We start from the raw sequence: 8494 nt of genomic DNA, 5'->3' as shown, positions 1-8494 counted from the left end.
CCTTCACCCGAACGCTCACTCACATCCCACCGCCTTCACCCGAACGCTCACTCACTTCGTGGGCCCGCGTGCGTTGCGTTAGGCTCCAACCATGCCCGAACAGGAAACAAAACCACGTCTTTCCGGCTATCTGGATAAGCAGCAGCCCGACCTCTACGCCACGCTGAGCCACTATTCCCAACAGCTCGTCAATGAAGCTGATCGGCTGGGCGTTCCGCGCCGGACCCTGGAGCTCATTAACTACCTTTCCTCACAGATCAACGGCTGCGCATTCTGCCTCGATCTTCACCATCGCCGGGCGCTGAAGTACGGCGAAACAGAACAGCGGCTTTCTTTGGTGGCCGTTTACCAGGAAGTCCAGTTGTTCGAAGCAGCTGAAGTGGTAGCCATGGAGATCGCAGAACAGATCACGCGTATGAGCAGCTCGAGGCCCAGTCCTGAACTCTTCGAACAGGCGCGCCAGCACTATAGCGACGAACAGATCAGCGTCCTCTGCATGGCAGCAATCGGGATCAACGCCTTCAATCGACTGTCGATTCTGAGCGAGCACCCCGTCCGCGCGGCCAAGAAGTAGACACCCGGAACATGAGAGAGCGTCCAGCCCAAACGGGCTGAACATGAGAGAGCGTCCAGCCCAAACGGGCTGAACATGAGAGAGCGTCACCCCCAAACGGGCGGAACGTGAGAGAGCGTCCGACCCAAGCGGGCGGAACGTGAGAGAGCGTCCGGCCCAAACGGACGGAACGTGAGAGAGCGTCTACTCGCGGGGGTTGCGGGCGTCGGGAACGTCGGCGGCGAGGCGGATGCCGTGCTCAGCCAGCCACACCGGATTGAAAGCCTTGCTCAGGTAGTTGGTGCCGGCGTCGGGAGCTATGGCTACCACCACCGAACCGTGCGGCGCGGCGCGGGCCACCCGGAGGGCTGCAGCCACAGCAAGCCCGGACGACGGCCCCAGGGCGAGCCCCTCTTCGTCCAGGAGACGGTGCACCGTGGTGTAGACCTCGTCGTTGGGTATCCGGAGGAAACGGTCCACGATCCCACGGTTGAATGCCTTGGGCCACTCGGGTTCGGGCCACGAGTTGCCCACGCCATCCACCAGGATCTCGCCGGGGTGGCCGCCACTGTACGCGGATCCGTAGGGGTCTGCACCCACGACCTCCAGGTGGCCGCCCGGGCGTGAAGCTGCCACCTGCTCCTTCAGGAACCGCCCGTTGCCGCTGATGGTCCCTCCGGTCCCGATGCTTGCCACGAAATGTGTGATCAGGCCACCCGTCTGTTCCCAGATTTCAGGACCCGTGTTCTCATAATGCGCGGCGGGATTGGCAGGGTTGTCGAACTGCATCGGCCGCCAGGCGCCGGGCGTCTCTGCGGTGATGCGGGCTGCCACGGCACGGGCATTCTCCGGCGATTCCGAGGGGGCGTTCCAGTCGGTGAGGATCACACGCGCGCCGTAGTTGTGCAGTGCAGCGAGCTTCTCCTGCGAGATGGTGTCACCGGTGATGACAACAACAGGGTGGCCGGTGAGGTGCCCGATCAGGGCCAGCCCGATCCCGGTGTTCCCGGAGGTACTCTCCACGATCGTGGCGCCCGGTTTTAACTCCCCGGAGCGTTCGGCGGCACGGACCATGCTCAACGCCGTGCGGTCCTTAATGGAGCCGCCGGGATTCTCGGATTCGAGTTTGATGTGGACGGCGCTGCCCAACCCACGGCTCAGGGCCTCTAGTTTCACCAGCGGGGTGTTTCCCACCTTCTCCAGGACTGAAGCATCCAGCACGTCCGGTGTTGGACCGGCTGAATGCGCGCCGTGTTTGCGGATATCGGTGTTCACCATGGTTCCCCTCCTTCGGGCCCGATGACGTGGTGCACGAGATCGCGCAATTCCGCCCGCGCCCGCTCCACCAGGTCCGGCGCGGACGGACGGTCCGCCAGCACATCGGCCAAGCGACCGACGACGGCGCCCGTCCCCTTACCGAGTGGCTGCACAGCTCCTGCCTCGAGCAGCAGGTAGGACGCAGTGAGGGCCTCAATCGTCAACAACTTCTCCAAGGCCTCCACCGACTTTTCGAGTTGTTGCAACGCAAGCGGGGCCAGGGTGGAGTGGTCTTCGACGTCGGCGGACAGGGTTGGTGCTCCAAGGGTCGCCGGCGCGGCGAGGAATTTGAGTTCAGCGAGGAGCCCCGCGGCGGAGTACCAGAGCAATCCCGGCAGTTCTTCCTGCGCAAGGCCCGACCCGTTGGTGGCCGCCGCCAGGTGCTTTGCGCGGATGGCCCGTTGCGGCGGGTACAACTTGGCGATGCGCCGCTCGCTGGAGATGCCCACATGGGCCAAAGCGAGCCGCAACACTTCAAAGGACAGCGCCAACTGGGTGGGCTGGAAATTCCCGCCAGACACCACCTGCCCGGACCCGACATCCACCAACGGGTTATCACCGCGTCCGTTGAGTTCCACTTCCAGCGCCTCACCCAGATCCGACACCAAGGACCGGAATGCCCCGTGTGTCTGCGGTGCGGCCCGGAAGGAGAGGGCGTCCTGAACCGAAACCTCAGCCCGGACATCCTCCAGCCAGCCGCCGCTCAAAAGTCGACGAACAGCAGCGGCCGAGTCCCGCTGCCCGTTCACTGCCTTGGCTGCCTGGATCGCCGGCGAAAACGGGCTGAGGTTCCCACCGCCGTCGTACCTTGCGATGGTCTCAAGGGACAAGGAAAGCGCGACGTCGGCAAGTTCGGCCAGGTGCCGCAGTCGCCTAAGGACCAGGGCACCGACGCCCACGGAGTAGGAGTTTGCGCTCACCAGCGACAGGGCTTCACCGGCTGCGAGAGTGAGGGGCTGCAGCCCGGCGTCAGCGAGCGCTTTGGAACCCGGGACCAAGGTGCCGTGGACGTCGAACGCTTCACCTTCGCCAAGGGCCACGGCCGCGACAGCGGCGAGCTGGGTGAGGTCCGATGAGCCCACTGAGCCCTCGAAAGGGATGGCGGGGTGGACGCCGCGGTTCAGGAGTTCGGCATAGAAACGGGCCGTCTCGGGACGCACTCCTGAGCCACCACGGCTGAATCCCACAAGGCGGGCAAGAATGACGGCCCGGGCGGCGGCGCGGTCCAGATATGGGCCCACGCCGCTGTTGTGATACCGGACAACCTGAACCTGATAGCTGAGGATCGACTTGTCCTCCACAACGGTGTCACGACCGGATCCCAGCAGGGTATTGAGCCCGTAGACCCGCTGGCCGGACGCCGCAGCCTGCTCCAAGATCTCCCGGGATCGGCCGATCAAAGTCAACGCATCATGGTTGAGTTTCACGTGAAACGAGTCGTCGCTAGCTGCCAGGGCCAAGCGTTCAGCGCGTATCGGGGCCGTTCCTATCACCAGGGTCCCTGCATCATCGGACGTCATCAGAAGTCCAGGAGGTTCTGCCGGAATCCGCCGTTGCCGTAACTCTTCCTCAACAGCCCCCGCCGGCGCAGCTCAGGGGTGAGTTTGTCCAGCACTCCATGCACCGTCACGGGATCAACGAAGCCGGAGAAAAGGAACCCATCTCCGCCCACCGCGGAGCCGGACTCCTCGAGGTAGTCGGCGATTTCGCCCACCGTACCGATGATCGAGTCCCCTGCCCCACCGCTGCGGGCTTGCAGGATCTGGCGAAGCGTGGAACCTGGCGGCGCGGCTTTTGCGAAGTGCTCCAAGGTCCCTTGGTTGCTGTTGGTCGTCAGCTCGGGCAACGGGGCATCGAGGTCGAACTGCTTGAAGTCGATCACGGAGAGGTAGGAGATGGAGTTGAGCTGGCTGTCGATGTCGCGTTGGGTGAGCTCACGCCGCTGGGCACGCAGTTCCTCGGCTTCGGCAGCGGAACCGACCACCGTGGGCTTGAGGACAAACAAGACCTTCACGTCATCAGGGTTCCTGCCGGCCTTCGCGGCCTCGGCGCGGATCGAGTCCCGGTACGCTTTCATCCCGTCCACACCACGTGCCAGGGCGATCGCCACATCGGCATGTCCGCCGGCGAACGCCTTGCCGCGGGGTGAAGCCCCCGCCTGAACCAACACGGGCTCCTCCGGCAGGGGCGCCGTGTTCAGCGGGCCCCGGACCTTGAAGAAGTCGCCTTCATGGTTGATCGGGTGAACTTTGGTGTGGTCGGCGAATACCCCGGCGGAAACGTCCTCCAGCACGGCGCCTGGTTCCCAACTCCGCCAAAGCCGCCTCACGACGTCGACGAATTCCTCCGCCTTCTCGTACCGCAGGTCATGTTCAATCTGCTGGTCCAGTCCGTAGTTTTGCGCCGCGAGGTCGCTGCCGGACGTCACCACGTTCCAGCCAAGCTGACCCTCTGAGAAGTGCTGCAAGGTGGCCAGCAGCCGGGCGGCAGTGAAGGGCGGATAGAAGGAAGCGCTGACCGTGGGCACGATCCCGAGGTGCTCTGTCGCGGAGAGCAGGTAGGGAACCAACGCGAGGGGGTCGTGCTTGGGTGCGAAGGATGCATGCGCCAGGGACACCTCGGCCGTACCGCCGTAGGTATCAGGAACGGTAAGCGAGTCCTCGATGATGAACAGGTCGAGCCCGGATCGCTCGAAGGCCCGCACGGCCTCCTGGTACAGGGCAGGCTTCTTCCAGTCATAGCCCAGCCCGTAGCCGGGCGTCCCCCAACCCTGAACTCCGAATCCGTGGCCCACGAACCATCCAAAATGCAGCATGGGCTTGAGTGTAGGACTGCTCTGTTCGTTCACCGCGACCTGGTTTCTTGCGAAGTTACAGGGGGACGTACTGCGTCAATTATGCTCCCGGGACGTCATAAATGGGCCCTGCCACAGCACCCTCCGGTTACGCAACATGACGGCGGGCAAACCTCCGCCACATGCAGCCCGGGCGCCCTGAATGCTACGTTTTTCTTGAGTAATGAGTACCAGCGCGAAGCCCTGACTTGCTGGTCGGCAACCCTCTCTCCGGCGGGGTGCCTCAGGTGACTACTCGGCGTATCGGACAAATTCGAACTGCAAGCGTGACTGAGGAGCACCAGCAATGCCTGAACCCACTGAAGAAAAACTTTCCTACCGCCTGATCACAGGCCCGGACACCCGCGATTTCTGCGAGCGGATCAGCTCCGCACTCGCCGAGGGCTATGTGCTCCATGGCAGCCCGGCAGCCACCTTTAATGGCACGGACGTCATCGTCGCCCAGGCAATCGTGCTTCCCGCAGCGATCGCCCACGCAGACGCCGCCGTGGCCGACGCCGTCGACCAGCTTGAAAATGACGACGACGAAGCATTCGAGGGCCACGCATGAGCTACGCAGGTGACCTGACCCCGCAGGACGCGTGGGCCAAACTTGAGGCGGGTGCCATCCTGGTGGATGTCCGTACCGAGGGCGAATGGGCCCACATCGGTATCCCGGACACCAAAGCTACGGACAACGATCCCCTGTTCATCCAGTGGAACCTCGCCGGCGGCATCCCCAACTCCCGCTTCATCGAGGACCTGCGGCAGCAAGCGCCCGAAGACGACGGCGTGGAGCTGGTCTTCCTGTGCCGCTCCGGCCAGCGTTCAATCGCTGCAGCCATCGCCGCAACCCAGGCAGGCTTCACCGCGTACAACGTCCTTGAGGGCTTTGAAGGCGAGCCTGACCGCTATGGCGAGCGCACTGTAAATGGCTGGAAAAACCGTGGCCTACCAACGAACCTGGGGACCGACTAAGTGACTTTCAATCCCGACGCCGCTGGCTGGAATCCTGATACCCAGGCCGTCCGTGGCGGTCTTGACCGCACCAACTTCCAGGAAACGTCCGAGGCCGTTTTCCTGAACTCCGGCTTCGTCTACGAATCGGCTGCCGCTGCCGAACGTGCCTTCACCGGTGAGGACGAGCGATTCGTCTACTCCCGTTACGGAAACCCCTCCGTGGCCACCTTCCAGGAACGGCTCCGCCTGCTGGAGGGCACCGAAGCTTGCTTTGCGACGGCGTCCGGCATGTCTGCGGTATTCACCGCCTTGGGTGCCCTGCTGGCTGCCGGTGACCGCGTAGTCGCCGCCCGCTCCCTGTTCGGGTCCTGCTTCGTGATCCTCAACGAAATTCTTCCGCGCTGGGGCGTGGAGACAGTATTCGTTGATGGACCCGACCTGGACCAGTGGCGTGAAGCCCTGTCCAAGCCCACCACGGCCGTGTTTTTCGAATCCCCGTCCAACCCCATGCAGGAGATCGTCGACATCGCCGCCGTCAGCGAGCTGGCGCATGCCGCCGGCGCGACCGTCGTCGTCGACAATGTCTTTGCCACTCCACTGCTGCAGCGGTGTGGTGAGCTGGGCGCCGACGTGATCGTGTATTCCGGCACCAAGCACATCGACGGCCAGGGCCGCGTTCTTGGCGGCGCCATCCTGGGCACCAAGGAGTTCATCGACGGCCCGGTCAAGCAGCTCATGCGGCACACCGGACCTTCGCTGTCCGCGTTCAACGCCTGGGTGCTGACCAAGGGGTTGGAGACCATGGGGCTGCGCGTGAATCACAGCTCTGCGTCCGCTTTGAAGATCGCGGAATGGCTCGAGCAGCAGCCCGCCATCAGCTGGGTCAAGTACCCGCTGTTGAAGTCGCACCCGCAATACGAGCTCGCGGCAAAGCAGATGAAGGCCGGCGGTACGGTCCTGACATTCGAGCTTTCGCCGTCGGCTGGACGTTCCGCGAAGGAGGCCGCCTTCGCTTTGCTGGACGGCCTCGGAGTCATCGACATCTCCAACAACCTTGGCGACTCCAAGTCCCTCATCACCCACCCGGCCACGACGACCCACCGGGCCATGGGTCCGGAGGGCCGCGCAGCAATTGGGCTAAGCGATGGCGTGGTTCGCCTGTCCGTGGGCCTGGAGGACGTCGACGACCTCATCCTGGATCTGGAGAAGGCCCTCAAACAGGTCTGAACCTGCGTGGCTTAGTCCTGGAAGTACTCGATTTTCGCGCCGATGGTGTTCAGTCGCTCTGCCAGGTCCTCGTATCCACGCTCGATCACGTAGATGTTGCGCAGCTCGGACGTTCCCCGGGCCGCCAGCATCGCCAGGAGCAGGCAGGCTGCCGGACGCAGGGCCGGCGGGCAGCCGATTTCCGCGGCACGCCACTTGGTGGGTCCGTTGACGTAGATCCGGTGTGGATCCAGCAGCTGCACCTGGGCACCGAGCTTGTTGAGCTCAGTCAGGTAGATCGCGCGGTTCTCGTAGACCCAGTCGTGGATCATGGTCTGGCCCTCGGCGTTGCCTGCGATCACGGCGAAGAACGGCAGGTTGTCGATGTTCAGGCCGGGGAAGGGCATCGGGTGGATCTTGTCCTGGGGAGCCCGGAGTTCGGAGGGCTTGGTGGTCACATCCACCAGGCGGGTGCGGCCGTTGCGGGCCATGTACTCGCCGGAGACCTCCAGGTTTTGGCCCATCTGCTCCAGGGTGGCGAGCTCGATCTCCATGAACTCGATGGGCACCCGGCGGATGGTGACCTCCGAGTTGGTGACGATGCCCGCGGTGATGAGGCTCATGGCCTCGATGGGGTCCTCTGAAGGGAAGTATTCAATATCGACGTCAATGGCGGACCGGCCCGTGATCTTGAGGGTAGTGGTTCCTACGCCGTCGATCTCCACGCCAAGCCCCTGCAGGTAGAAGCAGAGGTCCTGGACCATGTAGTTGGGGCTGGCGTTGCGGATGACCGTCGTACCTTCGCGGTGGGCGGCGGCCATGATGGCGTTCTCGGTAACGGTGTCGCCGCGTTCGGTCAGGACGAAGGACCGGTTATCGCCGTCGGCGGGTGGTGCGGTCACCGAGTAGAACCCGGAGCGGGCCTCCACAGCGAGTCCAAACTGACGCAAGGCCTGCATGTGCGGCTCAACAGTGCGGGTTCCGAGGTCGCAACCCCCGGCGTAGGGCAGCAGGTACTCGCTGGTCTCGTCCAGGAGCGGACCCAAAAGCATGATGACGCTGCGGGTACGGCGGGCGGCGCCGACGTCCATCGATTCGAGGTCCAGGACCTCGGGCCTGCGGATCCGGAGATCACTGCCGTTGAGCCACGTGCACTCGACACCGATGGAGGTCAGGACCTCTACGATCCTGTTGACTTCCTCGATGCGGGCCAAGCGGCGCAGCGTGGTGGTGCCACGATTGATGAGGCTTGCACAAAGAAGCGCCACGCCGGCGTTCTTGCTGCTGTTGACGTCCACCTCGCCGGAGAGCGTCCGGCCACCTTCTACCCGCAGGTGGGTCATCTGGGGCTTGCCGACTTTGACGATCGATCGCCCAAAAATCGCTTCAAGGCGTTCGATCATTCTGAGGCTCAGGTTCTGTTTGCCCTGTTCCATGCGGGCGATTGCGCTTTGGCTGGTTCCCAGCTCGGTAGCCAACTGCCCCTGCGTCCAGCCCTTTTCGCTCCGAGCGTTGCGGAGCAGGAGGCCTATATGTTCTGGCGTAGCTTGCGTCATAACCAAGAAATATCACAAATGAGCTAGAAGTGGCCAGCAGAACTCCGCTCGAGCGGTTAATGTCACACC

General features: G+C 63.6%; 8 protein-coding genes and 1 riboswitch. Of the genes, 4 read left to right on the top strand and 4 right to left on the bottom strand.

What is annotated here, in order from left to right; genetic code table 11:
* Positions 1–91 precede the first annotated feature (91 nt).
* Positions 92–574: a carboxymuconolactone decarboxylase family protein gene (locus tag ABHM97_RS19670; RefSeq protein ID WP_257369384.1), complete on the top strand. Its 483-nt coding sequence runs from the start codon at positions 92–94 to the stop codon at positions 572–574.
* A 183-nt stretch (positions 575–757) separates the two neighbouring features.
* On the opposite strand, the gene ABHM97_RS19665 is transcribed toward ABHM97_RS19670, so the two are convergent.
* The 3 genes from ABHM97_RS19665 to ABHM97_RS19655 are packed head-to-tail and all read right to left on the bottom strand — an operon-like array spanning position 758 to position 4718.
* Positions 758–1831 carry a PLP-dependent cysteine synthase family protein gene (locus ABHM97_RS19665; protein WP_349471932.1) on the bottom strand — a complete coding sequence of 358 codons (1074 nt, stop codon included), beginning with the start codon at positions 1829–1831 and terminating at the stop codon, positions 758–760.
* Positions 1825–3390 carry an aromatic amino acid ammonia-lyase gene (locus ABHM97_RS19660; protein WP_349471931.1) on the bottom strand — a complete coding sequence of 522 codons (1566 nt, stop codon included), beginning with the start codon at positions 3388–3390 and terminating at the stop codon, positions 1825–1827. The genes ABHM97_RS19665 and ABHM97_RS19660 overlap by 7 nt, the downstream gene beginning before the upstream one ends.
* Positions 3390–4718, bottom strand: a complete 1329-nt coding sequence (locus tag ABHM97_RS19655) for an NtaA/DmoA family FMN-dependent monooxygenase (protein WP_349471930.1) — start codon at positions 4716–4718, stop codon at positions 3390–3392. Before ABHM97_RS19655 ends, ABHM97_RS19660 begins: the two co-directional genes overlap by 1 nt.
* 165 nt (positions 4719–4883) lie before the next feature.
* Positions 4884–4997, top strand: a riboswitch (SAM riboswitch).
* A 13-nt stretch (positions 4998–5010) separates the two neighbouring features.
* Between ABHM97_RS19655 and ABHM97_RS19650 the strand changes: the two genes are divergently transcribed.
* Genes ABHM97_RS19650 through ABHM97_RS19640 form a run of 3 tightly spaced genes read left to right on the top strand, consistent with a single transcriptional unit; the run spans position 5011 to position 6890 of the window.
* Positions 5011–5274 (top strand): DUF1737 domain-containing protein, encoded by a 264-nt coding sequence (locus ABHM97_RS19650; RefSeq protein ID WP_211713632.1) that lies wholly within the window; start codon positions 5011–5013, stop codon positions 5272–5274.
* Positions 5271–5681: a rhodanese-like domain-containing protein gene (locus tag ABHM97_RS19645; RefSeq protein WP_257369377.1), complete on the top strand. Its 411-nt coding sequence runs from the start codon at positions 5271–5273 to the stop codon at positions 5679–5681. Before ABHM97_RS19650 ends, ABHM97_RS19645 begins: the two co-directional genes overlap by 4 nt.
* Positions 5682–6890, top strand: a complete 1209-nt coding sequence (locus ABHM97_RS19640; RefSeq protein ID WP_257369375.1) for an O-succinylhomoserine sulfhydrylase — start codon at positions 5682–5684, stop codon at positions 6888–6890.
* Between the two features lie 11 nt (positions 6891–6901).
* Here ABHM97_RS19640 and ABHM97_RS19635 read toward each other — a convergent pair whose 3' ends face one another.
* On the bottom strand, positions 6902–8425 hold the full coding sequence (locus tag ABHM97_RS19635) for a UDP-N-acetylglucosamine 1-carboxyvinyltransferase (RefSeq protein ID WP_349471929.1): 1524 nt from the start codon (positions 8423–8425) through the stop codon (positions 6902–6904).
* Positions 8426–8494 lie beyond the last annotated feature (69 nt).

Source organism: Paenarthrobacter sp. CAP02, from assembly GCF_040137855.1.
Classification (GTDB): domain Bacteria; phylum Actinomycetota; class Actinomycetes; order Actinomycetales; family Micrococcaceae; genus Arthrobacter.
The sequence above is the reverse complement of the archived record's forward strand: the minus strand, read 5'-3'. Positions and strand labels throughout refer to the sequence as shown.